Origin of the sequence: Klebsiella sp. JN_Kp121 (assembly GCF_040062145.1) — a bacterium.
Taxonomy (GTDB): Bacteria; Pseudomonadota; Gammaproteobacteria; order Enterobacterales; family Enterobacteriaceae; genus Klebsiella; species Klebsiella aerogenes.
Genome location: NZ_JBEAHX010000005.1, coordinates 50060 through 76167, shown reverse-complemented (window position 1 = coordinate 76167; position 26108 = coordinate 50060). Strand labels below are relative to the sequence as shown.

28 protein-coding genes are annotated in these 26108 nt (G+C 54.1%); 20 read left to right on the top strand and 8 right to left on the bottom strand.

The genetic code is table 11. The features are described from left to right. The first annotated feature begins 115 nt into the window (after positions 1–115). Positions 116–1327, top strand: a complete 1212-nt coding sequence (gene yedE / locus ABLU86_RS09365) for a selenium metabolism membrane protein YedE/FdhT (RefSeq protein ID WP_015366839.1) — start codon at positions 116–118, stop codon at positions 1325–1327. Further along, the gene (gene yedF, locus ABLU86_RS09360; protein ID WP_015366840.1) at positions 1324–1557 is read left to right on the top strand and encodes a sulfurtransferase-like selenium metabolism protein YedF; all 234 of its coding nucleotides are present in this window, start codon (positions 1324–1326) and stop codon (positions 1555–1557) included. The genes yedE and yedF overlap by 4 nt, the downstream gene beginning before the upstream one ends. Before the next feature lie 33 nt (positions 1558–1590). Here yedF and ABLU86_RS09355 read toward each other — a convergent pair whose 3' ends face one another. Next, on the bottom strand, positions 1591–2817 hold the full coding sequence (locus ABLU86_RS09355) for an NADH:flavin oxidoreductase/NADH oxidase family protein (protein ID WP_157194880.1): 1227 nt from the start codon (positions 2815–2817) through the stop codon (positions 1591–1593). Positions 2818–2897: 80 nt separating this feature from the next. Here ABLU86_RS09355 and ABLU86_RS09350 point away from each other — a divergent pair, with 80 nt between their 5' ends. Next, the gene (locus ABLU86_RS09350; protein WP_047075600.1) at positions 2898–3326 is read left to right on the top strand and encodes a MerR family transcriptional regulator; all 429 of its coding nucleotides are present in this window, start codon (positions 2898–2900) and stop codon (positions 3324–3326) included. On the opposite strand, the gene metQ is transcribed toward ABLU86_RS09350, so the two are convergent. Further along, positions 3327–4142, bottom strand: a complete 816-nt coding sequence (gene metQ, locus ABLU86_RS09345) for a methionine ABC transporter substrate-binding lipoprotein MetQ (RefSeq protein WP_032711533.1) — start codon at positions 4140–4142, stop codon at positions 3327–3329. Between the two features lie 345 nt (positions 4143–4487). On the opposite strand from metQ, the gene ABLU86_RS09340 reads away from it, so the two are divergent. Next, a complete protein-coding gene (locus ABLU86_RS09340; RefSeq protein WP_015366844.1) occupies positions 4488–4883 on the top strand; it encodes a DUF1398 domain-containing protein in 396 nt (131 codons plus the stop codon). Between the two features lie 237 nt (positions 4884–5120). Next, positions 5121–6125, top strand: a complete 1005-nt coding sequence (add, locus tag ABLU86_RS09335; RefSeq protein WP_348796096.1) for an adenosine deaminase — start codon at positions 5121–5123, stop codon at positions 6123–6125. A 33-nt stretch (positions 6126–6158) separates the two neighbouring features. Here the strand turns inward: add and ABLU86_RS09330 are convergent, their stop codons facing one another. Then, positions 6159–7199, bottom strand: coding sequence for an oxidoreductase (locus tag ABLU86_RS09330; RefSeq protein ID WP_086630997.1), 1041 nt, complete (start codon positions 7197–7199; stop codon positions 6159–6161). Positions 7200–7369: 170 nt separating this feature from the next. Here ABLU86_RS09330 and blr point away from each other — a divergent pair, with 170 nt between their 5' ends. The 13 genes from blr (at position 7370) to gstA (ending at position 19163) form a co-directional block, all read left to right on the top strand. Further along, a complete protein-coding gene (blr, locus tag ABLU86_RS09325) occupies positions 7370–7507 on the top strand; it encodes a division septum protein Blr (protein ID WP_015366847.1) in 138 nt (45 codons plus the stop codon). A gap of 110 nt (positions 7508–7617) precedes the next feature. Then, the gene (locus tag ABLU86_RS09320; protein ID WP_045366878.1) at positions 7618–8988 is read left to right on the top strand and encodes a GH1 family beta-glucosidase; all 1371 of its coding nucleotides are present in this window, start codon (positions 7618–7620) and stop codon (positions 8986–8988) included. Positions 8989–9201: 213 nt separating this feature from the next. Beyond that, positions 9202–9417 (top strand): transcription modulator YdgT, encoded by a 216-nt coding sequence (ydgT, locus tag ABLU86_RS09315; protein ID WP_015366849.1) that lies wholly within the window; start codon positions 9202–9204, stop codon positions 9415–9417. Positions 9418–9495: 78 nt separating this feature from the next. Further along, on the top strand, positions 9496–9936 hold the full coding sequence (locus ABLU86_RS09310; protein WP_015366850.1) for a DUF2569 domain-containing protein: 441 nt from the start codon (positions 9496–9498) through the stop codon (positions 9934–9936). Between the two features lie 78 nt (positions 9937–10014). Then, complete coding sequence (rsxA, locus tag ABLU86_RS09305; RefSeq protein WP_015366851.1) at positions 10015–10596, top strand: electron transport complex subunit RsxA; 582 nt, start codon at positions 10015–10017, stop codon at positions 10594–10596. After that, on the top strand, positions 10596–11174 hold the full coding sequence (rsxB, locus tag ABLU86_RS09300; protein ID WP_020078990.1) for an electron transport complex subunit RsxB: 579 nt from the start codon (positions 10596–10598) through the stop codon (positions 11172–11174). Before rsxA ends, rsxB begins: the two co-directional genes overlap by 1 nt. Then, a complete protein-coding gene (rsxC, locus tag ABLU86_RS09295) occupies positions 11167–13263 on the top strand; it encodes an electron transport complex subunit RsxC (protein WP_087876861.1) in 2097 nt (698 codons plus the stop codon). The genes rsxB and rsxC overlap by 8 nt, the downstream gene beginning before the upstream one ends. Then, positions 13264–14316 carry an electron transport complex subunit RsxD gene (rsxD, locus tag ABLU86_RS09290; RefSeq protein ID WP_015705232.1) on the top strand — a complete coding sequence of 351 codons (1053 nt, stop codon included), beginning with the start codon at positions 13264–13266 and terminating at the stop codon, positions 14314–14316. Between the two features lie 9 nt (positions 14317–14325). Further along, the gene (gene rsxG, locus ABLU86_RS09285) at positions 14326–14946 is read left to right on the top strand and encodes an electron transport complex subunit RsxG (protein WP_032714373.1); all 621 of its coding nucleotides are present in this window, start codon (positions 14326–14328) and stop codon (positions 14944–14946) included. 3 nt (positions 14947–14949) lie between these two features. Then, on the top strand, positions 14950–15648 hold the full coding sequence (locus ABLU86_RS09280) for an electron transport complex subunit E (RefSeq protein WP_015366856.1): 699 nt from the start codon (positions 14950–14952) through the stop codon (positions 15646–15648). 1 nt (position 15649) lies between these two features. Then, positions 15650–16285 carry an endonuclease III gene (nth, locus tag ABLU86_RS09275; RefSeq protein WP_015705230.1) on the top strand — a complete coding sequence of 212 codons (636 nt, stop codon included), beginning with the start codon at positions 15650–15652 and terminating at the stop codon, positions 16283–16285. 658 nt (positions 16286–16943) lie between these two features. After that, complete coding sequence (dtpA, locus tag ABLU86_RS09270) at positions 16944–18449, top strand: dipeptide/tripeptide permease DtpA (protein WP_348796097.1); 1506 nt, start codon at positions 16944–16946, stop codon at positions 18447–18449. Between the two features lie 108 nt (positions 18450–18557). Next, the gene (gstA, locus tag ABLU86_RS09265) at positions 18558–19163 is read left to right on the top strand and encodes a glutathione transferase GstA (protein ID WP_015366859.1); all 606 of its coding nucleotides are present in this window, start codon (positions 18558–18560) and stop codon (positions 19161–19163) included. A 37-nt stretch (positions 19164–19200) separates the two neighbouring features. Here gstA and pdxY read toward each other — a convergent pair whose 3' ends face one another. The 5 genes from pdxY to anmK all read right to left on the bottom strand — a co-directional run bounded on the left by pdxY (position 19201) and on the right by anmK (position 23775). Beyond that, positions 19201–20061, bottom strand: coding sequence for a pyridoxal kinase PdxY (gene pdxY / locus ABLU86_RS09260; RefSeq protein ID WP_015366860.1), 861 nt, complete (start codon positions 20059–20061; stop codon positions 19201–19203). A 60-nt stretch (positions 20062–20121) separates the two neighbouring features. After that, positions 20122–21396, bottom strand: a complete 1275-nt coding sequence (gene tyrS / locus ABLU86_RS09255; protein WP_348796098.1) for a tyrosine--tRNA ligase — start codon at positions 21394–21396, stop codon at positions 20122–20124. Between the two features lie 125 nt (positions 21397–21521). Beyond that, positions 21522–22178: a pyridoxamine 5'-phosphate oxidase gene (gene pdxH / locus ABLU86_RS09250; RefSeq protein ID WP_032706215.1), complete on the bottom strand. Its 657-nt coding sequence runs from the start codon at positions 22176–22178 to the stop codon at positions 21522–21524. A gap of 57 nt (positions 22179–22235) precedes the next feature. Then, the gene (mliC, locus tag ABLU86_RS09245; protein WP_161798796.1) at positions 22236–22565 is read right to left on the bottom strand and encodes a C-type lysozyme inhibitor; all 330 of its coding nucleotides are present in this window, start codon (positions 22563–22565) and stop codon (positions 22236–22238) included. A gap of 85 nt (positions 22566–22650) precedes the next feature. Further along, positions 22651–23775, bottom strand: coding sequence for an anhydro-N-acetylmuramic acid kinase (gene anmK, locus ABLU86_RS09240; RefSeq protein WP_015366864.1), 1125 nt, complete (start codon positions 23773–23775; stop codon positions 22651–22653). A gap of 263 nt (positions 23776–24038) precedes the next feature. Between anmK and slyB the strand changes: the two genes are divergently transcribed. Then, on the top strand, positions 24039–24506 hold the full coding sequence (gene slyB / locus ABLU86_RS09235; RefSeq protein ID WP_015366865.1) for an outer membrane lipoprotein SlyB: 468 nt from the start codon (positions 24039–24041) through the stop codon (positions 24504–24506). 221 nt (positions 24507–24727) lie between these two features. Further along, on the top strand, positions 24728–26086 hold the full coding sequence (locus ABLU86_RS09230) for a GGDEF domain-containing protein (protein ID WP_032707903.1): 1359 nt from the start codon (positions 24728–24730) through the stop codon (positions 26084–26086). Positions 26087–26108 lie beyond the last annotated feature (22 nt).

The following is a 26108-nucleotide window of genomic DNA, read 5'->3' as shown; positions in this document are numbered from 1 at the left end:
AGGCATTCTTCCCGCTTTTGATCTCGTCGAGTGATTCTGAAAGCTAAGCGGCGTATTATCGCGGCTCTTCACGCCCTTTCGGGGCGAATTACCTTCTGAGTTCAGAGGCATTTCTATGACATGGCAACAATTCAAACAAGCCTGGTTAATCAAATTTTGGGCGCCTGCGCCCGCGGTGATCGCCGCCGGTATTCTTTCTACTTACTATTTTGGCATTACCGGTACTTTCTGGGCAGTCACCGGCGAATTTACCCGCTGGGGCGGCCAACTGCTGCAGTTGATGGGCATCCCGGCCGAAAACTGGGGTTACTATCAATTAATCCATCTCGAAGGCACGCCGTTAACGCGTATTGACGGTATGATGATCCTTGGCATGTTTGGCGGCTGCCTGGCCGCCGCGCTGTGGGCTAATAACGTCAAGCTGCGGATGCCGCGTAGCCGCATCCGCATTTTCCAGGCCCTGGCCGGCGGGATTATTGCCGGCTTCGGCGCCCGGCTGGCAATGGGCTGTAATCTGGCGGCCTTCTTTACCGGGATCCCGCAGTTTTCCCTGCACGCATGGTTCTTCGCCATCGCCACCGCCATTGGGACCTGGTTCGGCGCGCGCTTTACGCTGCTGCCTGTTTTCCGTATCCCGGTTAAAATTGAGAAAGTCTCCGCAGCCTCACCGTTAACTCAAAAACCCGCGCAGGCGCGTCGCCGCTTTCGGCTGGGAATGCTGGTATTTTTCGCTATGATCGGTTGGGGGCTACTGACCGCCGCCAATCAGCCTAAATTGGGTCTGGCCCTGCTGTTCGGCGTTGCTTTTGGCCTGCTCATCGAACGGGCACAAATCTGTTTCACCTCCGCCTTTCGCGATATGTGGGTGACCGGGCGCACCTATATGGCGAAAGCGATCATCTTCGGGATGGCGGCCAGCGCCATCGGTATCTTTAGCTATGTGCAGCTCGGCATGGAGCCCAAAATCATGTGGGCCGGGCCGAACGCGGTGATTGGCGGCCTGCTGTTCGGTTTCGGCATCGTGCTGGCCGGTGGCTGTGAAACCGGCTGGATGTATCGCGCCGTTGAAGGTCAGGTTCATTATTGGTGGGTCGGGTTAGGCAACGTTATCGGCTCCACCCTGCTGGCTTACTTCTGGGATGATTTATCGCCGGCGCTTGCCACCCACTGGGATAAGATTAACCTGCTGACGACTTTTGGTCCGTTCGGCGGCCTGCTTATCACCTACCTGCTGCTATTTATCGCGCTGATGTTGGTCATCGCCTGGGAAAAACACTTCTTTCGCCAGAAAAACACTTCGGCGACCCGTATTAAGGAAACCGCATGAAAGAGATCGTTCCTGATTACCGCCTCGATATGGTTGGTGAACCTTGCCCCTACCCGGCCGTGGCCACGCTTGAAGCGATGCCGGCACTAAAAAAAGGGGAAATACTTGAAGTGGTGAGCGACTGTCCGCAGTCAATCAACAACATCCCGCACGATGCTAAAAATCACGGCTATACCGTGCTGGATATTCAGCAGGATGGGCCGACGATCCGCTATCTGATTCAAAAGTGACGAGAAGGGCCGGTAGCGCGCTACCGGCTGTCATTACTTGCCCGCCATCCAGCGCCGATAACGTTTAGCCTGCCGTTTTGCTGTCAGTTGCGCCGTCAGCAGCGCCCACAGCGGTGAGACCTGCGGCCGCACCGCGCGGTGGCGGCTTAGCCGCTGCAGCTGATATTTCACCGCCGCCATATGCGCGGTGGCGGCAATAGCCTTGTTCTTCCAGTTACCCTGACGCAGCAGTGGCGCATCGTACTCCCCCTCACGCCAGTACTGCGGCAAGCCGGGGACTATCGCCATTGCCGTAGCGATGCCCACCAACGCAATCCCGCTATTCACTACCCTCTCCGCCACTTCACGCCGCCGCACGCCGCCGGTAACCATTAAAGGAATCGTCGCGACCTCGGCAATTTGCTCGGCAAACTGCAGGAAATAGGCTTCCCGCGCCAGCGTCCGTTCATCGCGCATGGCGCCCATCATCGCCGGCGCTTCGTAGCTGCCGCCGGAAAGTTCGACCAGATCGACGCCGCTTTCCGCCAGCAGCTGCACCACCGTCTTCGCATCGTTAATCGAAAAGCCGCCGCGCTGGAAATCCGCTGAATTGAGTTTAACCACCACGGTAAAATCCGCCGCCACCGTCTCGCGAACGCCGCGCACAATATCCAGCAGTAAACGGGCGCGATTTTCAATGCTCCCGCCATACCGATCGGTGCGCTGGTTACTGAGCGGCGAGAGGAACTGGCTCAGCAAATAGCCGTGGGCGGCATGGATTTCGACGCCGTGAAATCCGGCGCGCTCCGCTAACCGGGAAGTGGTGATGAACCGTCGTGTCACGTCGGCTATATCTTTATCATCCATCGCCCGCGGCAGGCGAAAGCGTGAAGACTGCGAGCCAAGATCCAGCGCCAGCGCCGAAGGGGCCAGCGTCTCCTGCCCAAGGCCACCAGGCATCTGCCGTCCAGGATGGTTTATCTGCATCCACACCTGTGCGCCCTTCGAGCGCGCCGCCTGCGACCAGGCGAGGAACTTATCCAGATGCCGTTCATCTTCCAGCACCACGCCTGCCGGGCCGGTCATCCCCCGGGCGTCCACCATCACATTACCGGTAATAATCACCCCGGCGCCGCCCTGCGCCCAGGCCTGATAAAGGGTGAGTAATTCCGTTGACGGCGCATGATCGGCATCGGCCATATTTTCTTCCATCGCCGCTTTAGCGATGCGGTTGTTAATGACGACGCCAGAGGCCAGTCGCAGAGGGGTAAAAAGGGTCATGTCAGGGCTCCAGTCAGTGAACTGGACAAACCATAACCTTAAAGTTAAGTTTAAGGTCAAGCAACTTATGAGGAATAAAAATGAATATCGGTACACTGGCAAAACGCAGCGGCCTGGCGCCTTCGCGGATCCGTTATTACGAGCGCGCGGGGATCCTCAAAACCGTGCAGCGTAAAGCCAATGGCTATCGCAGCTATCCGGAAGAAACGCTGGTGGTGCTGGGGCTAATTACCACCGCTCAGGCAGCGGGTTTCAGCCTCGAAGAGATATCATCCCTATTGCCGTCAGACCTCAATCACTGGGATCGACAAACGCTACTCGCCACCCTGCAACAAAAAGTGGCGGATATCGAAAAGCTGGAACAGAAACTCGCGCACAGTAAAGCGCAACTGGTCAACGTTATCCATGAGATACAACAGAAGCCGGATGACATTGACTGCGCCGCGAATGCGCGGCGCGTATTAACTCAGGTGCTGGATGTGCAGCACCTGACGGGGAAGGAAGAATAACTACCAGCCTTTCACCGCATCGCCTTTATACAATTCGGCGGCGGCGTTGGCGACTTCGTCGGTCTGGTAGGCTTTCACCAGATTCTTCACTTTTTCGCTGTCTTTATTATCTTCGCGGCTGGCGAAAATATTGACGTACGGCGAATTTTTATCCTCGATGAACAGACCATTGCGCGTCGGCGACAGGCCAATCTGGCTGGAGAACGTGGTATTTATGATAGCCATGGTCACCTGTTTATCATCCAGCGCACGGGTCAGCTGCGGTGCTTCAATCTCGACGATTTTCAGCTTCTTCGGGTTATTCACGATATCCAGCGCGGTTGGCAGCAGGCCAACCCCCTCTTTCAGAGTGATAAGCCCCTGCTGCTCCAGCAATAACAGAGAACGCCCAAGGTTGGTTGGGTCATTAGGCACCGCTACCTGGGCGCCGTCCGGAAGCTGTGAAATAGCGGTGATTTTCTTTGAATAAGCGGCAATCGGATAGACAAAAGTAGTACCGACATCTACCAGCTTATAGCCGCGCTCCTGGATCTGTTTATCAAGATAGGGTTTATGCTGGAAAGCATTGATATCGAGATCGCCATTATTCAGCGCCTCATTGGGCAGAACGAAATCATTAAAAGTCACCACTTCAACATCAAGGTTATATTTCTGTTTAGCGACTTTTTGCACCACCGCCCAGACTTGCTGATCGATACCCGCGCTAATCCCCACCTTAATATGATTAGGATCCTGATCTTTTGGCCCACAGCCCGCTAGCAGCAACGCGCTAACGAGGGCCAATGAATGAGTTAAACCTTTAAGTGAAAAAGCCATTTTCCCGGCGTCCTTTTAATATAGCCTGCTAACGATGACAGGAATGTCAGTCCGGGACACTATATAAAAGTATCTTTCTAAGATTAAATACTGATTCACTATGACTAATAGCGAAACGCTATTGATAAGTCGCCACGCTGCTTATACTCACCCGCCAGTGGAACTGCTGATTTCTTGCGCTAAAGCAATACCTTGTAACACTTGAAACACTGTTCCAATACCATTACACACATTAAAATTAAGATTATATTATTAGCATTATAATAAATAGATAAGTGAACGTTTCGTATACATCAGCTGTATAGGAAGCCGTTTCGCACGCACACACGACCCACAAGGAAAATCATGGAGCTTCTGGATTTGCTCAGAACCATTTTTGAGCGAGTACGCACTGATGCGGATTTTATTTCATTTACTGAAGTACTTCTGGAGAACAATGTCTCTTATTACATCTATTTTGTCGCTACAGGGAATGTGAATTTTGTTATGTCATCAGATACTTTCGTTTCCCTGAAAAGCAACAGAAAGTTGTTGCGGGTTAATTCCCAGTCCTGCAGAGCGCTCACCCGAGATGCCGCCCGGCGCCACTTTAGCGGTATTACCACTTTTGATAACTATTGCGCCGAACTGGCAAATGCCGGGGTATTCAAGTGGGTGGTTGATCTCAATGAAAAAACGCGACACTACTGGTCAAAAGACAATACGTTATTGCATATGGAAAATATGATTCTCCCCTTTTAATCGCAGAAATTATTAAACGCTCATCCAGATATTCAGACGGCCCGGAAGTTAGTTTACGCTTGGGGCCGCTCAACACCTCAATTTGCGCAACAAAAAAGGGAAATGGCTTTCTATTTGCACAAAAACAGACTTTGCACCAGCCATCTCCCTGTATCCATAGGATTTTTTCCGTACTTTTAAACGGTTACGCTACTGATGTATAATATCGTGCACTTCAACTAAAAAATGAGTGCGACCATGATTGATTCAACTTTGCCTTTAACAGACATTCACCGCCATCTTGACGGCAACATCCGTGCCCAAACCATTCTCGATCTTGGCCGCCAGTTCAATATTACTCTCCCGGCAGACACCCTTGAAACGCTGCGTCCGCATGTGCAGGTTACCAGCAATGAACCAGACCTGGTTAGCTTCCTGGCGAAACTTGATTGGGGCGTGAAGGTGCTGGCTTCTCTGGAAGCCTGCCGCCGTGTGGCCTGGGAAAACGTTGAAGACGCCGCGCGCAACGGCCTGCACTACGTTGAACTGCGTTTTTCTCCGCGTTATATGGCGATGACCCATCAATTACCGGTCGCTGGCGTCGTCGAAGCGGTGATTGCCGGGGTACGCGAGGGCTGCCGTGATTTCGGCGTCGAAGCGCGTCTGATTGGCATCATGAGCCGCACCTTCGGCGAAGCGGCCTGTGAAGAGGAACTCGACGCCCTGCTGGCCCATCGCGATGGGATCACCGCGCTGGATCTGGCGGGCGACGAGCTGGGATTCCCCGGCGGGCTGTTTATGGATCATTTCCGTCGCGCGCGTGACGCGGGTTGGCGTATCACCGTCCACGCTGGTGAAGCCGCCGGGCCGGAAAGTATCTGGCAGGCCATTCGTGAACTGGGCGCCGAACGCATCGGTCACGGGGTGAAAGCCGTGCAGGATCCGAAGTTAATGGACTTCCTCGCCGCTGAACGTATTGGCATTGAATCCTGCCTGACGTCGAACATCCAGACCAGTACCGTCTCCTCACTGGCGCAGCACCCGCTGAAGACCTTCCTCGATCACGGCGTGCTGGCCTGCATTAACACCGATGATCCGGCGGTACAGGGGGTGGATATTATTCACGAGTACAATGTCGCCGCACCGGCGGCGGGCCTCAGCCGTGAGCAGATCCGTCAGGCGCAAATTAACGGTCTGGAACTGACATTCCTCAGCCGTCAGGAAAAAGAGGCGCTGATCCAACGCGTGCTGCAGGCTAATTAAGCCAAAGCTCCGCCGCGCAGGCGGAGCATGCTGTTAAAACAGGCACAGCGCCGCCCGGTGCCGTGCCGATTCAATCCCTAATTCAATCAGCTCCATAATCTGAATCGCCTGGCTTGCAGGTACCGGATTTTCCCCGCTGCCGTTGAGCGCATCGCGGATCGCCGCATAATAAGCGGGATAGTTCCCGGGCAGCGTCAGCCAGGTTTCCTCGACGCGCTCCTCGCCTTCAACGCGGGTCAATATGCCGTCGCGCATATCGTAGCCCCAATCCTCCTGCGGCAGTCGCTCGCCGCTTTTCAAGCGCTCTTCCTGCGGATCGAGACCATATTTTACATAGCTTCCTCGTGAACCATGGACGATATAACGCGCCGTTTCCGCCGCCGCCAGCAGCGTACTGTGCAAAATCACTCTCCGTTGCGGATAAACTAACACCGCGTGAAAATAATCCGTCGCCTGCGCACCGGGGCGCTGCTGCGCCAGATCGACGGCAATACTTACCGGTAGGCCAAACAGGTTGACCGCCTGATCCAGCAGATGGGGGCCTAAGTCATACCAGATACCGCTGCCAGGGCCGCCCTGCTCACGCCAGCGGTCACGAACCTGCGGGCGAAAACGATCGAAATGTGATTCAAAATAACTGACCTCCCCCAAATCCCCTGCGGCAATCAAAGCCTTCAGCGTGAGAAAATCGCTATCCCAACGGCGATTATGGAACACCGATAACAGCCGCCCGCGGCTTCTGGCGATAGCATCCAACTCACGCGCCTGTGACAGTGTCACGGTAAAAGGTTTGTCAACAATGACATGTTTGCCCGCCTCCAGCGCCGCTCGCGCCAGCGGGAAATGAGTATCGTTGGGAGTTGGAATAACAATCAGATCGATATCAGGGTCAGCGTATAGCGAATTCGCGGAAGTCACCACCTGGGTCGCCGGCCAGTCCGCCAGCACTTTCTGCGCATCGCTACTGACCACGGTCGTCAGGGCCATGCCCGGCGTACCGGAAATCAATGGCGCGTGAAATGTCTTGCTTGCATAACCATAGCCTATCAGCCCTACCCGTATAGCATCACTCATGACCTCATCCTCGTACGCAACCATGACTTCAACTATAAACCGCAATCTTCCGCTTATCCGTGCACGCTGTTTATCTTTGCGCCAGTTGCGCAATCTACGGGCGGTAATACTTGCGTTGTTTCCGCGGTTTAGTAACATTTCAATCCATTTTAACTTTCCGCTTTAGAATTATGACGACTGTTTTTACCCGCATTGTAGAACTTATTGGCTGGGTTGTTTTTGGCGTTTCGGCTGTGCTGTTGGTGGTTGCGCATCAAATTGATGATTACCAGTCCCCGCCTCCGGCCAGCACTGTACAGGCGAAATAACGGCAAAGAGTGATGCTCGCCGCAAATCTGCAACCGGTTTCAGAAACCGGTTGCATATTTGTCGCGCCATTCAATACACTCTCTTTATCACTTGATAAGGAGTTTTTTTGATGGCCGCATTTCCGCAAGATTTTCTCTGGGGGGCAGCAACGGCCGCCTACCAGGTTGAAGGCGGGCACGATGCCGATGGCAAAGGCCCTTCTATTTGGGATATCTACTCGCACCAGCCGGGAACCACCTTTCAGGGCACCAATGGCGATATCGCCGTCGATCACTATCACCGCTTTCGTGAAGATGTCGCCCTGATGGCTGAAATGGGGCTACAAAGCTACCGCTTTTCTATCTCCTGGCCTCGGTTATTGCCTCGTGGCCGTGGTGAAGTCAATGAACCAGGCGTGAAGTTTTACAGCGATCTGATCGACGAACTGCTGGCGCACAATATTGAACCGATGATCACCCTTTATCACTGGGATTTGCCCCAGGCATTGCAGGACGAAGGGGGTTGGGAGGCTCGGAGCACAGCGGAAGCCTTCGCCGAATACGCGCGACTGTGCTATCAGCGCTTCGGTTCCAGGGTCAAGCTGTGGGCAACCTTTAACGAAACCATTGTATTTATTGGCCACGGTTATATTAATGGCTGCCATCCACCGGCGGTACGCGACCCGGCTCGCGCCATCCAGGCTTGCCACCATGTCTTTATCGCCCACGCGCTGGCGGTTAAGACCTTCCGTGAAATGAACATTAACGGCCAGATTGGTTTCGTTAACGTACTGCAGCCCCATACGCCGTTGACGCAAAGCGCCGAGGACATTGAGGCCACCGCGTTGGCCGATGCTATCCATACCCACTGGCTATACGATCCGGTACTCAAAGGCGCCTATCCAGACGCTTTACTTCAACAGGCTCAGGCGCTGTGGAACGTACCGCGCTTCGCACCGGGCGACGACGCGCTGCTCAAGGAAAACCGCTGCGATTTTATCGGCCTGAATTATTATCGTCGGGAGACGGTCTCCGCCACGCCGCAGGATGGTCCAGGCGTTGGCGAGTCCGGCGTGGATGGATTATTTTATTTTGTCCGCAATCCGCAAAGTACTTATACCGAATGGGGTTGGGAAATTTGGCCGCAGGGATTAACCGACGGCATCATGATGATAAAAGAGCGTTACGGCGATATCCCAATCTATATCACCGAAAATGGTTTGGGGGCGAAAGATCCGATTATTGACGGTGAAATAGTCGACGATCCACGAATTGACTATCTGAGTCGCCACATTAATGCGCTGGAAAAGGCAATAGCATTAGGTGCGGATGTCCGCGGTTTTTACCCATGGTCCTTTATTGACCTGCTAAGCTGGCTCAACGGCTATCAGAAGCAGTATGGCTTTGTCTACGTCGATCACCAGCAGAACCGCGCTCGCAAACGAAAAAAGAGTTATTTCTGGTATCAAAACGTTATTGCCAGCCGAGGCGAACAGCGTTAATCTTCCCTCCCAGGCGCCGTCCGGCGCCTGATCTGGTTGTAGAATATTCTTAAATTTCTTTTTACGATGCCAGGATCCTAATCAGTTCTTGTTTTTAGTATTGGCAACCGAAATAATTCCGCCGGCCCATCAAGAAGGCGCTGTTAGTTGAAACACGGTTTACAGAAAATTGGTAATATTCGACTTAATTCCGATTATTAAATGGATACACAAATGACCGTACAGGATTATTTATTAAAATTCCGCAAAATTAGTTCGCTGGAAAGCCTGGAAAAACTTTTTGATCATCTTAACTATTCTCTCTCTGACACCAATGAAATCGTCAACATGTATCGCGCCGCCGATCACCGCCGCGCCGAGTTAGTCTCTGGCGGAAAACTGTTCGATGTAGGCCAGGTGCCGAAGTCGGTATGGCGTTACGTGCAATAAAGACTGTTATCATTCACGCCAGTTGCTTATACTTCCCGCCCTGAAATTAACTAACTGGCGTTGAATCCGGGGGTTAGGATGTCCTCTCAATCTGCAGAACGTATCGGCGGATGGCTACTGGCGCCGCTGGCGTGGTTACTGCTCGCGTTGCTCAGCACCTCCCTATCATTAATACTGTACGCGAATGCGCTGATGGCGCCGCAGACCTGGGCATTGCTGAAAGCCATGAGCTTTGGCCATCTGGCGCTCTGGCTGGCTTCGCTGCTGTTCGCCGTCGCGATGTGGTATTATACCCTGTGGCTGACGATAGCGTTTTTCAAACGCCGCGCGGTGGTACCCAAACACTACATTATCTGGCTGCTTATTTCTCTGCTGCTGGCGATTAAGGCGTTCGCTTTTTCGCCGATTTCGGATCTTCTGGCCATGCGCCAGCTGCTGTTTCCGTTGCTCGCTGCGGCACTGTTTGCGCCCTATTTTCGACGCTCTGCGCGGGTTAAGCGGACCTTCGTCAATCCGTAATAACCACACAGTTCACCTGTTGTCGCCGGTATCGATTTATTCGATAATAGGCGGCTTTTTTTCGTTTCAGGTCCAATAATGGCTGATTATTTACTGCTCTTTGTCGGTACTGTCCTTGTTAATAACTTCGTGCTGGTGAAGTTTCTTGGATTGTGCCCGTTTATGGGGGTTTCCAAAAAGCTGGAAACCGCTATGGGGATGGGACTGGCCACCACCTTTGTGATGACGCTGGCCTCAATTTGCGCCTGGTTGATTGATACCTGGATCCTTATCCCGCTGAACCTTGTTTATCTGCGCACCCTGGCCTTTATCCTGGTCATCGCGGTGGTGGTGCAATTTACCGAGATGGTGGTACGTAAAACCAGTCCGGCGCTGTATCGCCTGCTGGGGATCTTCCTGCCGTTAATCACCACCAACTGCGCGGTGCTGGGCGTGGCATTGCTGAATATTAACCTCGGGCATAATTTCCTGCAGTCCGCGCTGTACGGTTTCGCCGCCGCCGTTGGTTTCTCGCTGGTGATGGTGTTATTCGCCGCGATTCGCGAACGTCTGGTGGTTGCCGATGTTCCCGCGCCGTTTCGCGGTAACGCGATTGCGCTGGTGACCGCTGGATTAATGTCGCTGGCATTTATGGGCTTTAGTGGTTTGGTGAAGTTGTAATGAGCGCTGTCTGGATAGCCGTGATCGCCATCAGCCTGCTCGGGCTGATTTTCGGCTTAATACTGGGGTACGCGTCTCGCCGTTTTGCGGTGGAAGACGACCCGGTGGTAGAAAAAATTGATGAGCTGCTGCCGCAAAGTCAATGCGGCCAGTGCGGCTTTCCTGGCTGCCGTCCCTACGCGGAAGCCGTGGGCACTCAGGGTGAAAAAATCAACCGCTGCGCTCCCGGCGGTGAAGCGGTCATGTTAAAAATCGCCGCATTATTGAACGTCGACCCGCAGCCTATTGACGGCGATGAGCAGCAGCAAGAGCCGGTTCGCATGTTGGCGGTGATTGATGAAGCCAACTGCATTGGCTGCACCAAATGTATTCAGGCCTGCCCGGTTGATGCCATCGTTGGCGCGACCCGCGCCATGCATACGGTGATGAGCGACCTGTGCACCGGCTGTAATCTCTGCGTTGCCCCCTGCCCGACTCAGTGTATTGACCTGCGTCCAGTCGCTCAGACCACCGAAACCTGGAAATGGGACCTGCAGGCCATCCCGGTACGCAATATTCCTGTGGAACAACATGTTTAAGTTATTTTCCGCTTTCCGAAAAGACAAGATCTGGGACTTCAACGGCGGTATTCATCCGCCGGAAATGAAAACTCAGTCCAACGGCACGCCGCTGCGTCAGGTTCCTCTGCCGCAGCGTTTTGTCATTCCGCTGAAGCAGCATATCGGTGCTGAAGGCGAACTGTGCGTACAACCGGGCGACAAAGTTTTGCGCGGTCAGCCGTTAACCCGCGGCTTTGGCAGGATGCTGCCGGTTCATGCCCCGACTTCCGGAACGGTGACGGCTATTGCCCCCCATTCCACCGCCCACCCTTCCGCGCTGGCGGAACTCAGCGTTATTATCGACGCCGATGGCGAAGACTGCTGGATCGAGCGCGACGGCTGGAGCGACTACCACAACAAGTCGCGTGAAGAGCTGATCGAGCGTATTCACCAGTTTGGCGTCGCCGGACTCGGCGGCGCCGGCTTCCCCACGGGAACAAAACTGCGCGGCGGCGGCGATAAAATCGATACCCTGATTATCAATGCTGCAGAATGCGAACCCTATATCACCGCAGACGATCGCCTGATGCAGGATTGCGCGGCGCAGGTTGTTGAAGGGATCCGCATCCTTGCGCATATTCTGCAACCCAAACAGGTGCTGATTGGTATCGAAGATAACAAACCGCAGGCCATTTCGATGCTGCGCGCGGTGTTATCCGATGCCCACGGCATAGCGCTGCGGGTGATTCCAACCAAATATCCCTCCGGCGGCGCGAAGCAACTTACGCAAATCCTCACTGGTAAGCAGGTGCCGCATGGCGGCCGCTCCTCCGATATTGGCGTCCTGATGCAGAACGTTGGCACCGCTTATGCTGTTAAACGCGCGGTGATCGACGGCGAGCCGTTAACCGAGCGCGTCGTCACGTTGACTGGCGAAGCGATTAGCCGGCCGGGCAACGTTTGGGCGCGCCTGGGTACGCCGGTGCGCCATCTTCTGAGCGATGCCGGTTTCTGCGCCAGCGCCGAGCCGATGGTCATCATGGGCGGCCCGTTGATGGGCTTCACTCTGCCCTGGCTCGACGTTCCGGTCGTGAAAATCACTAACTGTCTGCTGGCTCCGTCGGTAACTGAGATGGGCGAAACACAGGAAGAGCAAGGCTGTATCCGCTGTAGCGCCTGCGCTGATGCCTGCCCGGCAGATCTCCTCCCCCAGCAGCTGTATTGGTTCAGTAAAGGCCAGCAGCACGACAAAGCCACTACCCATAACTTAGCCGACTGCATCGAATGCGGCGCCTGCGCCTGGGTCTGTCCGAGTAATATTCCGCTGGTGCAATATTTCCGCCAGGAAAAAGCGGAAATTGCCGCCATCCGTCAGGAAGAACAGCGCGCCGCCGAGGCGAAAGCTCGGTTTGAAGCGCGACAGGCGCGTCTTGAACGTGAAAAAGCCGCGCGCCAGGAGCGGCACAAAAAAGCAGCCGTACAACCGGCGGCGAAAGATCAGGATGCCATTAACGCCGCGTTGGCCCGCGTGCGTGAAAAGCAGCGTGATGCGGCGCAGCCGATTATCATTCAATCCGGCAGCAAACCAGACAACAGCGAAGCGATTGCCGCCCGCGAAGCGCGTAAAGCCGAGGCCCGGGCGCGCAAAGCTGAACAGCAAGCCGCTGTTGAATCGACAACCGAGGCGACCGATCCGCGTAAAGCCGCCGTTGAGGCCGCTATCGCCCGTGCCAAAGCGCGCAAAGCCGCGCAGCAGGTTGAGAACGCAGCTCCCTCTGCTGAAAGTGAAACCACCGCTGAAGCTGCGCCCGCGGTCGATCCGCGTAAAGCCGCCGTTGAGGCCGCTATCGCTCGCGCCAAAGCGCGTAAAGCCGCGCAGCAGGTTGAAAACGCCGCTCCCTCTGCCGAAAGTGAAACCACGGTTGAGGCTGCGCCCGCGGTCGATCCGCGTAAAGCCGCCGTTGAGGCCGCTATCGCCCGCGCCAAGGCGCGTAAAGCCGCCCAACAAGCAGAACAACAAACCGCGCCGGACGCCGCCAATGACGACCCGCGTAAAGCGGCCGTAGCGGCAGCTATCGCTCGCGTTCAGGCACGTAAAGCAACACAGCAGGCAGTTAACGAGGAATAAATGGTTTTCAGAATCGCAAGCTCCCCTTATACCCACAACCAGCGCCAGACCTCGCGAATTATGCTCCTGGTGCTGCTGGCGGCGATCCCTGGTATTGTCGTCCAGAGCTGGTTTTTCGGCTGGGGTACCCTGTTGCAGATTATCCTCGCGGCCTTCACCGCATGGGGAACCGAAGCGGCTATTCTCAAGTTGCGCAAACAGAATATCGCGGCAACCCTTGCGGATAACTCTGCCCTGCTGACCGGGCTGTTGTTGGCCGTCAGTATTCCGCCGCTGGCGCCGTGGTGGATGGTGGTGTTGGGCACCGCCTTTGCGGTGGTGATTGCCAAGCAACTGTACGGCGGATTAGGACATAACCCCTTTAACCCGGCAATGATCGGCTATGTCGTTCTGCTAATCTCTTTCCCGGTGCAGATGACCTCCTGGTTACCGCCGCACGAAATTGCCGCTCAGGTTCCTGGCTTTATGGATGCGCTGCAGGTCATTTTCAGCGGCCATACCGCTAGCGGCGGCGATATGAACAGCCTGCGCATGGGAATCGACGGTATCAGCCAGGCCACGCCGCTGGATACATTTAAGACTTCGCTTCATGCCGGACACAGCGCAAAAGAGATCCTGCAGTATCCAATTTACGGCGGCCAATTGGCTGGCCTTGGCTGGCAATGGGTTAACCTTGCCTGGCTGGCTGGCGGTCTGTTCCTGCTTTGGCAAAAAACCATTCGCTGGCATATCCCGGTGAGCTTCCTGCTAAGCCTTGCCGTCTGCGCCACTCTCGGCTGGATTTTCTCGCCGGAAAGCCTGGCATCGCCGCAAATGCATCTGCTTTCCGGCGCCACCATGCTCGGGGCGTTCTTTATCCTTACCGATCCGGTGACGGCATCCACCACCAACCGCGGACGCCTGATTTTCGGCGCGCTGGCAGGTTTACTGGTGTGGCTGATCCGCAGCTTCGGCGGTTATCCGGACGGCGTCGCCTTTGCCGTGCTGCTGGCGAATATAACCGTCCCATTGATTGACTACTACACGCGTCCGCGCGTGTATGGCCACCGTTAAGGAGTCGTCATGTTAAAAAGCATGCGTAAACACGGCATCACGCTGGCGCTCTTTGCCGCTGGCTCTACCGGACTAACGGCCGCCATCAATGAGTTAACCAAAAACACCATCGAGCAGCAGGCCGCGCTGCAGCAAAAGGCCCTGTTCGATCAGGTCCTGCCAGCGGAGAGTTATAATAACGACCTGCTGCAAAGCTGTTATCTGGTGACCGCGCCGCAGTTAGGCAAAGGTCAGCATAAAGTATGGATTGCAAAGAATAACAATGCGCCGGTCGGCGCGGTGATGGAAGCCACGGCGCCAGATGGTTATTCCGGTGCGATTCAACTGCTGGTCGCTGCCGACTTTAAAGGCACCGTTCTCGGTTCACGTGTCACCGAGCATCATGAAACACCTGGGCTCGGTGATAAGATCGAACTGCGTATTTCTGACTGGATCACCCACTTCAGCGGCAAGGTTATCCATGGTCAAAATGATAGCCACTGGGCGGTGAAAAAAGACGGTGGCGATTTCGACCAATTCACCGGCGCGACCATTACCCCGCGCGCGGTGGTAAATGCCGTTAAACGCGCGGGTCTGTATGCGCAAACGCTGCCCGCGCAGATTCCTGAATTCACCGCCTGCGGAGACTAAGCCATGAGCGAAGTAAAAGACGTCATTGTTCAAGGGTTGTGGAAGAATAACTCGGCGCTGGTTCAGCTGTTAGGGATGTGTCCCCTGCTTGCGGTTACCTCAACGGCTACCAATGCCCTGGGCCTCGGTCTGGCGACCACGCTGGTACTGACGCTAACCAACCTCACCATCTCCAGCCTGCGCCGCTGGACGCCAGCGGAGATCCGTATTCCGATCTACGTGATGATCATCGCCTCGGTAGTCAGCGTGGTACAAATGCTTATCAACGCCTACGCTTTCGGCCTGTATCAATCGCTGGGTATCTTCATTCCGCTTATCGTCACCAACTGTATCGTGGTGGGGCGCGCCGAAGCGTTCGCCGCCAAAAAAGGGCCGGCGCTGTCGGCGCTCGATGGTTTTTCCATTGGTATGGGCGCGACCTGTGCCATGTTTGTGCTGGGGTCGCTGCGCGAAATAATCGGCAACGGCACACTGTTTGATGGCGCCGATAGCTTATTAGGCAGTTGGGCGAAAGTCCTGCGCATCGAAGTTTTCCATACCGATACGCCGTTCCTGCTGGCGATGCTACCGCCGGGCGCTTTCATTGGCCTCGGTATGATGCTGGCGGTAAAATACCTCATTGATGAGCGTACTAAGCAGCGTAAGGCGAAAGCGGCGCAGGCCGTCTCCGTCGCCCCAACTGATGTGACAGGGAAAGCGTAAGATGAATAAAGCCAAACGCCTGGAGATCCTGACCAGGCTGCGGGACAACGACCCGCACCCAACCACCGAACTCAATTTCACCTCACCGTTCGAGCTACTTATAGCGGTGCTGCTGTCGGCGCAGGCCACCGATGTGAGCGTCAACAAAGCGACGGCGAAGCTCTATCCGGTCGCCAATACGCCGGCGGCGATGCTGGAGCTTGGCGTTGACGGCGTGAAGTCCTATATCAAAACCATTGGCTTGTTTAATAGTAAAGCCGAAAACGTCATTAAGACCTGCCGCATCTTACTGGAGAAACATAACGGTGAGGTGCCAGAGGACCGGGCGGCGCTGGAGGCATTACCGGGGGTCGGACGTAAAACCGCTAATGTCGTGCTGAATACCGCCTTTGGTTGGCCGACTATCGCCGTCGACACCCATATCTTCCGCGTTTGCAATCGGACACAATTTGCTCCCGGCAAGAACGTTGAACAAGTCGAAGAAAAGTTGTTAAAGGTGGTGCCGGCGGAGTTTAAAGTTGACTGCCACCACTGGCTTATTCTTCACGGCCGTTACACTTGCATCGCGCGAAAACCGCGCTGTGGTTCCTGCCTGATTGAAGATTTGTGCGAGTATAAAGAGAAGGTAGAGTCCTGATTTCTGCATATCTTGTGAATATGACCGCTCCCCCCCCCGTAGTCGCCTTTTTCATCGTCGCCAGCCTGGAGCCATAACCTAACCTGTGGTTATGGCTCTATGTTTTACCAGCCACACCGATAATCACTCCATAGTTTTGCCATTTAGATGGATAATTATGCGGTTATATAACGAACGATCAGCGCATTCGTTTTTTACCGTCGAAAATTTTCTATGTATTTGTGATCAAGATCATCCATGCAACTCATCGTTAAATAACTGTTGCGAAAATGATGCAAAAAGCCAGCAATTTCAATATCAGAGCCTTAGACAACAGGACAATAGCCTGCTTATTTTTCGGAATATAGGCCATCCCACTACCTTCAAGGTCAAAAAGCAGAATATATCGCCTTTATCCCCTAAGTAGCCGCCCGTCACAGATTAAAATATCAGGTTTAACGAATAGGTGAAATTTAACTCTGTATAACATTTGCATGACTGGCTAATTATAGTGGCTTAGTTATGTGTAACAGAGTATTACAAAGCTATTGCCTGATGGGGCAGGATAGTGAACATTACTTGCCGTTTTCCCTCCAAGAATAACTATAAAGGCGGCGGTCCTTCGCGATTGCGCCCCAAACAGCCCCCGTTAATATGGGATGTAAAAAAAGAGGTATATGTGTCAACTGCAAACAATAAACCAGCAGAAAGCGTGAGTCTGAACGCTTTCAAACAACCAAGAGCGTTTTATCTCATTTTCTCCATTGAGTTATGGGAGCGTTTTGGTTATTACGGCCTGCAAGGGATCATGGCCGTTTACCTGGTAAAACAGCTGGGTATGTCGGAAGCGGATTCTATCACCCTGTTCTCTTCCTTTAGTGCACTGGTTTATGGCCTGGTCGCTATCGGCGGATGGCTCGGCGACAAGGTACTTGGCACCAAACGCGTCATCATGCTTGGCGCGATTGTCCTGGCTATCGGCTATGCGCTGGTTGCCTGGTCCGGTCACGATGCCGCCATCGTCTATATGGGTATGGCGACTATCGCCGTCGGTAACGGCCTGTTCAAAGCTAACCCGTCCTCCCTGCTCTCTACCTGCTACGACAAGAACGACCCGCGTCTGGACGGTGCATTCACCATGTACTACATGTCCGTCAATATCGGTTCCTTCTTCTCTATGCTGGCTACACCGTGGCTGGCAGCGAAGTTCGGCTGGAGCGTGGCGTTCGCGCTGAGCGTCGTGGGCATGCTGATTACCGTGGTTAACTTTGCCTTCTGCCAGAAGTGGGTTAAACAGTACGGTTCCAAACCTGACTTCGCACCGGTGCATGTCGGCAAACTGCTGGCGACTATCGTCGGCGTACTCGTGCTGGTCGCGATTGCCACCTGGCTGCTGCACAACCAGGGCATCGCACGTATGGCGCTGGGCGTCATCGCACTGGGTATTGTTATCATCTTCGCTAAAGAAGCCATGGCGCTGCAGGGCGCGGCGCGTCGTAAAATGATCGTTGCTTTCCTGCTGATGGTTGAAGCGATTGTCTTCTTCGTACTGTACAGCCAGATGCCAACCTCGCTGAACTTCTTCGCGATCCGTAACGTTGAGCACTCGATTCTGGGTATCGCGTTCGAACCGGAGCAGTATCAGGCGTTGAACCCGTTCTGGATTATGATTGGTAGCCCGATTCTGGCGGCGATTTATAACAAGATGGGTGACCGCCTGCCGATGCCGCATAAATTCGCCATCGGTATGGTACTGTGCTCCGGCGCTTTCCTGGTGCTGCCGCTGGGTACCAAATTCGCCAGCGATGCTGGTATCGTCTCCGTCAACTGGTTGATCCTCAGCTACGCGCTGCAGAGTATTGGCGAATTGATGATTTCCGGCCTCGGCCTGGCGATGGTGGCTCAACTGGTACCGCAACGTCTGATGGGCTTCATCATGGGTAGCTGGTTCCTGACCACCGCAGGCGCCGCCATCATTGCAGGTAAAATCGCTAACCTGATGGCAGTACCGGAAAACGTGACCGACCCGCTGGTTTCTCTGGATGTTTACGGCCACGTGTTCCTGCAGATTGGTATCGCTACCGCAGTCATCGCCTTCCTGATGCTGATGACCGCGCCGAAGCTGAATCGCATGACGCTGGACGACGACGCTGTCGCCAAAGCGCGCGAAACCGCAACCGCTTAAATGCTCCGGGAAAACCAATAAATTTAGGCCGCTAACGTTTGTTAGCGGCTTTTTTTTTGTCCCTGGGCGGACTAACATACAGAAAACTGCAGCCACGAGGAGTTACTGATGAAACTGTTCTACAAGCCCGGCGCCTGTTCCCTTGCCTCTCATATCGCCCTGCGCGAAAGCGGCCTCGACTTTACCATCGATAGCGTCGACCTGGCGAAGAAACGCCTCGAAAATGGCGATGACTACCTGCTGATTAACCCTAAGGGTCAGGTTCCCGCGCTGCTGCTTGACGACGAAGTGCTGCTGACCGAGGGCGTGGCCATCATGCAGTACATTGCCGATCGTGTACCCGACCGTCAGCTGCTGGCGCCAGTGGGTACCATTGCCCGCTACCAGACGCTGGAATGGCTGAATTACGTCGCCACCGAATTACATAAAGGCTTCACCCCGCTGTTCCGCCCGGATACGCCGGATGACTACAAGCCAACGGTGCGTGCCCTGCTGGAGAAAAAGCTGCAGTATGTCGATGAGGCGCTGAAAGATAAACAGTGGCTGAATGGGCATCGCTTTACCATAGCTGATGGCTATCTGTTCACGGTACTGCGCTGGGGCTATGCGGTGAAACTGAATATGGAAGCCTACGCAAATATTGGCGCCTGGATGGCGCATGTCGCGGCGCGTCCGTCCGTTGCGGCGGCGCTGTCGGCGGAAGGTCTGAAGTAAACCATTGGCATGCCCGCAAGCGGGCATGCCATCGCGCTTACAGTTGCGTAGCGCTGAAATAATGCTCCGGTTTGGCGATGCGGTCCTGTGCCGCCACCACCTGCAGTTCATACTCCTGCATATTTTTGGTTGCCAGCATGATTTCATACACTGCGGCAGTAACGTGTTCAAGGGCATCGCGCAGGCTGGCGCCCTGCAGTAACTTAACCAGCAGCAGGCCGCTGGTCACATCGCCCACGCCGACCGGCTGACGGCTGCCAAAATCGACCAGCGGGCGACTGATATGCCAGGCTTCATCCGCTGTCACCAGCAACATCTCAAAGCGATCCATACTCATCCCCGCCCGCGCCAGATGCTTCACCAGCACGACCTGCGGCCCTTGCGCTATCAGCTCACGCGCCGCGCTAACGGCTTCGTCAACGTTAGCAACCGGATGGCCGCACAGGATCTCCAGCTCGACAAGATTCGGCGCGATGATATCGCTGGCCGGCAGCGCATAGCGTACGTGGAATTCAGCCACCCCAGGGGCGACGATGCAGCCTTTTTCCGGGTGGCCCATCACCGGATCGCAAAAATATTTCGCTGCCGGATTCGCCGCTTTAACCTGACGCACGATGCCGAGAATATGTTCACCCTGCTCGGCGGAGCCAAGGTAACCGCTCAGTACCGCATCACAGCTCTGCAGCTTATCGATGTCGGCAATCCCCTGCACGATTTCGGTCAAATGCGAAGGCGGCATGACGCAGCCGGTCCATTTGCCGTACTGCGTATGGTTGGAGAACTGAACGGTATTGAGGGGCCAGACGTTGGCGCCGAGACGGCGCATCGGAAATTCAGCGGCGCTGTTGCCCGCATGGCCAAACACAACGTGAGACTGAATGGCGAGGATGTTCTTCATTTTCTTACCACAACCCTAAAAAGAAAAAGGGCGTGGTTTCCCACGCCCTGGTTTTATTTTTTATTTCCAGCAGATCAGGCAGTAATTCTTCTTACCGCGACGCAGTAAGGTATAGCGGCCGAACAGGCGGTCGCTATCGCTGAATACATATTCCGGATCGGACTGTTTTTCACCGTTAATGGTCACCGCGTTGGAGGCTACGGTTTTACGCGCCTGGCCGCGGGACGGCTGCAGCTCGGAATCTACCAGCGCTTGCAGAAGATCGGCGCCCTTTTCCATTTCGATCATCGGCACGCCATCTTGCGCCAGCTGTTCAAAATCCGCTTCGCTCAGGTCGCTCAGATTGCCGTTGAACAGGCTTTCGGTAATGCGCTTCGCCGCTTCCAGGCCTTCTTCGCCGTGGACCAGACGCGTCACCAGCTCTGCCAGCACGTACTGCGCGCGTGGCGCCTTACCGCTGTTCTTATCTTCTTCTTCCAGCGCATTGATCTCTGCAATGTCCATGAAGGTGAAGAACTTCAGGAAGCGATAAACGTCCGCATCCGCGGTGTTGATCCAGAACTGGTAGAATTTGTACGGGCTGGTTTTCTTCGGATCCAGCCATACCGCGCCGCCTTCGGTTTTACCGAACTTGGTGCCATCGGCCTTGGTGATCAGCGGAACGGTCAAACCGAAGACCTGATTCTGGTGCAAACGACGAGTCAGGTCGATGCCAGATGTGATGTTGCCCCACTGGTCGGAGCCGCCGATTTGTAGCGCCACGCCGTGCAGTTTATTCAGGCAGGCAAAGTCATAACCCTGCAGCAGGTTATAGGAAAACTCGGTGAAAGAGATACCCTGATCGTCACGGTTCAGACGCTGCTTCACCGCTTCTTTGTTGATCATCTGGTTCACAGAGAAGTGCTTACCGATGTCACGCAGGAAGGTCAGCACGTTCATGCCGCCGAACCAGTCGTAGTTATTCGCGGCAATCGCCGAGTTGTCGCCGCAGTTGAAATCGAGGAATGGCGCAACCTGTTTACGGATTTTGTCCACCCACTGCTGCACGGTATCTTCGGTATTGAGTTTACGTTCAGCGGCTTTGAAGCTCGGGTCGCCAATCAGACCGGTCGCGCCGCCCACCAGCGCCACAGGCTTGTGGCCTGCCTGCTGGAAGCGTTTCAGGCATAACAATGGAACAAGATGCCCCAAGTGCAAGCTGTCAGCGGTAGGATCGAAGCCGCAATAGAGCGCGATCGGGCCTTGCGCCAGTCGCTCTGCTAACGCTTCTTCGTCCGTCACCTGGGCTACCAGCCCCCGCTCTTGCAATTGTTTAATCAAGTTACTGCTTGCCATCAAATTCTCCATGTATAAACGACTGCACCTTTGCCGGTACACGACTTTTCGCCAGACGCGAAAGGTACATAGAATAAAGCGCCGGAGCACGTAGCACCAGCGCTTAAAACAACATTTTGCGTCCTTTATGGCGCCAGACGGTCGATTTGCCAGCCATCATTTTGCCGCTGGTATAAAAAGCGGTCGTGTAGACGATGTTCGCCGCCCTGCCAGAACTCCATTTGTTCGATGCTGACGCGGAAGCCGCCCCAGAAACTCGGCAACGGCACTTCGCCTTGCTGGAATTTCTGTTTCAGCTCGAGGAATTTACTTTCCAGGATCCCACGCGCGGAGATACGGCTGGACTGTTGGGAGACCCAGGCGCCGATCTGGCTATCGCGCGGCCGGCTGTGGAAATACTTAACCACTTCCAGCGTCGACAGACGCTCTGCCTGACCTATTACCATCACCTGCCGCTCCAGCATATGCCAGGGAAACAGCAGGCTGATATGGGGATTTTTTTCGATTTGATGTGCTTTGCGACTACCCAGGTTGGTATAAAACACCAACCCTTTTTCGTCATAGTGCTTTAACAATACGATGCGTTGATAGGGCTGGCCGTTTTCATCAACGGTCGCGACCACCATTGCCGTCGGGTCGGCAAGCTTAGCGTCGCAGGCCTGACGCAACCAACGTTCAAATAACGTCAGGGGTTCAGCGGGAAGATCGTGGCGACGAAGGCCGCCACGGGTGTATTCACGGCGCAGATGCGCGATTTGCTGCAATTCGTCGTTATCAGACATAACCATTGAGATCGTTGTCATAGGGTGGCGTTATTGTGCGCCCCCGCTACGGAAATCTCAACGTTTCGCGGTCTGCAACTGGCAGTTGTCCAGTACGACGCGGTCGCGCTTATAAACGGTGGCGCTGTCGCCCTTCGACCAGAAGACATAAACGCCATCAGTATAACGAGCCCCGGAAGCCGACAGCCCCTGGGTCAGGTTTAATTGCTGATTATCATAGATAAAGCTTACCTGCTGACGCGCGTTGTTCAGATGGACAGTCAACGGTTTTTGATCGCACTGATATTCAAGGGTGTCGGTCTGCATCCGTTCAACGAATTGGTTGTAATAGCTACACCCTGCCAGCATGAAAGGGACTACCGCAATAAGAATTTTTTTCATGAGTATGCCTTCGACTTTCCCGGTCAGGAGAGCAAACCGCCCTCCCGGAATTTCGTCCAGTTTACCGGTAAATAAAAAATAGCGACTTCAGTTAACTCTGATTCTGCGCTCGATTCGCGGGATAGATGGCGCCAAGAATGGTCGCTTCGCTGGCGCCGGTAACGGAAGGAAGATTACCCGGCAGGCCAGCAAGCGTACGCCATGCCAGCCACGCAAAGGCCAACGCTTCCATATCGTCGCCGCTGATGCCGGCGTCATCGGTGGTCGTGACTTCAGTACCTGGCAGCAGCGCCGCCAGACGCGCCATCAACAGCGGATTTCGCGCCCCGCCGCCGCAAACTAACAAACGCTCGCAGCCGCCGCTTAACAAAACCTGCTCACTGATAGTCACTGCGGTCAGTTCTGTCAGCGTAGCCTGAACATCCTGCCCTCGCAGATTGGCGTAGCGCGCCAGATGTTTTTCCAGCCAACCATAATTGAAATACTCGCGACCGGTGCTCTTCGGCGCGGGTAACGCGAACCACGGGTCGCTAAGCATATCCTGCAGCAGCGGTAGCAAGACTTTGCCTTCACTGGCCCATTGCGCGTCTTTATCGTAGGGTTTACCACACTGGCGCCAGATCCAGGCGTCCATCAGCATATTTCCCGGCCCGGTGTCGTAACCGCGTACCGGCTGCCCCGGAACCAGCAAGGAAAGGTTGGCTATGCCGCCGATGTTAAGCACCATGCGCCTTTCAACCGGGTGCGCTAACAGAGCCTGATGGAAGGCAGGGACTAGCGGCGCGCCCTGGCCGCCAAGCGCCATATCGCGACGGCGGAAATCCCCCACCACAGTCACGCCGGTATGCGCTGCGATCTGATTGTTATCGCCTATTTGCATCGTGTGCGGCGCATCGCCGGTCGGCTCATGCCACACCGTCTGGCCATGGCAACCGATAGCGACGATATCCTCAGGTTGAAGGTTCTGCTGGCGCATCAGCGCTAATACTGCGTCAGAAAATAGCCGGCCCAAACGGGTATCGAGTCGCCCCAGTTGCGACAAGGTCAGCTGCTGCCCCTGGCAAATCGCTAAAATATCTTCTTTCAGATTGACCGGGATGGGGTACGAGAGGCTCGCCTGCTGCGCCACTATGTTTTCATTTATTGCCGCCAGAACAACATCAACGCCATCAAGGCTGGTGCCAGACATTACGCCAATAAAACGACCTGATTTCATACGCCTACCCTCATTCCATGACTTTTGCAGTATCATCAGTGCATCATAAAGCAGCGTTCAATGCTATGGCGCACTAATACTTTTTAACAATAGTTCTGCCGCAAGAATTTGTTAGGTAAAGTACTTACGTTTATCCGTCGTTAAAGCGAACCTTATTATTTTTAAACGGTCCATAAGGAAGCTATGCCAGCGAACGCTTAAATGCCATATAATTGACCACATGGAAGTTCACTGGAACATTTTGGTACACAGGAGATTCATAGATGATTTTACGTGTTTTGGCTGTCTCGATGATTGGCTTAACCCTGGCGGGTTGCGTCAGCAGCAGTGGCCTATCCGGCGATGTTTACACAGCCTCAGAAGCCAAGCAGGTGCAAAGCGTGACCTACGGTACCATCGTACATACCCGTGCGGTCCAGATCCAAAGCGGCGATGACAGCAATGCCATCGGCGCGATTGGCGGCGCGGTACTCGGTGGCTTCCTTGGTAATACCATCGGCGGCGGTACTGGTCGTTCTCTTGCAACCGCTGCAGGCGCGGTTGCCGGTGGCGTAGCCGGTCAGGGCGTACAGGGCGCGATGAACAAAACGCAGGGCGTTGAGCTGGAAATCCGTAAAGATGACGGTAACACCATCATGGTGGTTCAGAAACAGGGTAACACCCCATTCTCCGTCGGCCAGCGCGTAGCCATTGCCGGTAGCGGCAGTCAAGTGACGGTTTCCCCGCGTTAAGCCTCTCTAATGCGGCCTTTATTGGCCGCATTAATCCCTCATAATTATTATTTAGCTCCAAATAATTCATCATACATATATCAATTTTATTGATATTTCTCCGCGACAACTTGCGTTTGCGCAATATTTTCCGTTGATTAATTCGTTAGCCTGAAGTGGTCTTTCTCATTTAGCGACCTGCACGTCGTTTTTATCCGCCCTTTTATCGCGGGAGTTTGCCTGTGCCTCTGAAACTAAACCGGTTATCACACCGCTTATTTGCTTATATTATTGCCTGCAGCCTGGCAATTATTACGATCGATTTATTATCTAATTCAGTTGTTAATCGTATCCCTACGACTTCTTCACCACTTTTCCCTTTACTGACAATAATATTAATGATTTTTCACATTACTATTTCCTGTTTTATGAGCATGAAGTATTGGTGTGATAAAAACCGGCTGTATCTGATGCCCATCGCCTTCGCTTTTGCCAGCTCTGCCCTGTTGATGCTAGGCACTCTGAGCAGCTATCCCGGCTGGCTACTGTGCAACAGCGAATATATTGTTAAACAAAATGACGCGCTGATCTTTTATTCGTTCCGCAATATTCTGATGGCCGTGTTATTTATCACTGCCATTATAATATATCGTTTTCGCCAACATCTTAACCAGGCTGCTGGCGCACATGCTATAATACTGACGGTATGCTTTCTATTCAGTGCCGCCATTCTTATTTTATCCTGGCTACACTCCAGTAATAGTCCGTTATTAAGCATCGATTTTATCGACGATATCACCAGCACTTTTACTCCGTTATGGCATAACTGGATGGGCTGGCTGCTATTTTTAGCCTGGGTATGTACGTTGATATTATTGATTATGCTAACCCGGCTACGTAATATCTTCTGGTACAGCGGCGCATTTTTCTGTGCCGCCTATATATTTACGCTAAACGTATTACTCACAGCGACAGGTAGTCAGCATATTATCGCCTGGAATCAGGCGCGCCTGTTCGAAACCTTAAGTACCTTATTTATGCTGTTCGTCCTGTTAAGCGACGTTTTTCTTCTCTATCGCGACTCTAACAACAAATACATCAATTCATATCAGAACTCTATCCGTGACCCGTTAACCGGGCTGTACAACCGCAGCTACTTTTACGACACGCTGAATGGACTATTGCCGCATACTTCAGCAGCACAACCGCTTTCCGTCATCGTCAGCGATCTCGATCACTTTAAGCGTATCAACGACAACTACGGTCATGTCCAGGGTGACAAGGTGATTCAGTTTGCCGCCAGCGTATTACAAACCTATGTCCGTCGTGAGGATATTGCCGCGCGCATCGGCGGCGAAGAGTTTGCCCTGTTGTTGGTAAATACTGATGCTGATGATGCGCTGGCGATAGCCGAGCGAATTCGCCAGATGGTCAGCGCCGGGCAGGATTCACTGCCGGAACAAATGACCATTAGTATGGGTGTCTACACGGCGACAAGCTCGCTCATTGAGGCTGAAGAGTGCGTTAAGCGCGCGGATACGGCTATGTACGCGGCGAAAAACGGTGGCCGCAATCGCGTGGTGGTCTGGCAGAATAAATAATTGAAAGGGCTCTGCAAGCGCA